Source organism: Neolewinella lacunae (assembly GCF_014349155.1).
Classification (GTDB): Bacteria; Bacteroidota; Bacteroidia; order Chitinophagales; family Saprospiraceae; genus Neolewinella; species Neolewinella lacunae.
The window spans coordinates 278-772 of sequence record NZ_JACSIT010000131.1 but is presented as its reverse complement, the minus strand read 5'-3'; the positions used below and the strand labels follow the sequence as shown (position 1 = coordinate 772).

1 protein-coding gene is annotated in these 495 nt (G+C 60.0%); it reads right to left on the bottom strand.

Annotated elements, in window-relative coordinates; translation table 11 throughout:
- Positions 1 to 495, bottom strand: a 495-nt coding sequence (locus H9S92_RS14090; protein ID WP_187467341.1) for a DUF7507 domain-containing protein, incomplete at both ends; no start/stop codon positions are given.

The window sequence follows — 495 nt, the reverse complement described above, 5'->3', positions numbered from 1 at the left end:
AGTTACCGTAATGTTGTAAGACACCGTAGCGCCCTGGGTGTAGGGACCAGCGGAGGTGAGGTCTTTCGTCAGCGCCAGGTCGTAGGTCTGATCGACCGTGATCGTCTCATCGTCCTGGTCATCTTCCGTCGGTACGTCGTTGTCCGGCGTGGAGTCTTCGTCGTCGCCGTCGTCTTCGGTGATCTCCGCAACGTTGGTCAGGCTCGTGCCCTGGAAGGTCGCATCAATCGTGTAGCTCACGTTGAAGGTCAGGCTCGCGCCCTGTGCCAAAGTATTGTTCAGCGTGAAGGTGCCGTCGCCGTTGTCCGTTACGTCGCCGCTGTTCAGGCCGGCGTAGGTCAGGCCCGCTTGCGGACGGTCTTCGACCACCACCGTTGCTGCATCCAGGCTGCCCTGGTTCGTTACCGTGATGTTGTAAGACACCGTAGAGCCCTGGGTGTAGGGACCAGCGGAGGTGAGGTCTTTCGTCAGCGCCAGGTCGTAGGTCTGATCAAC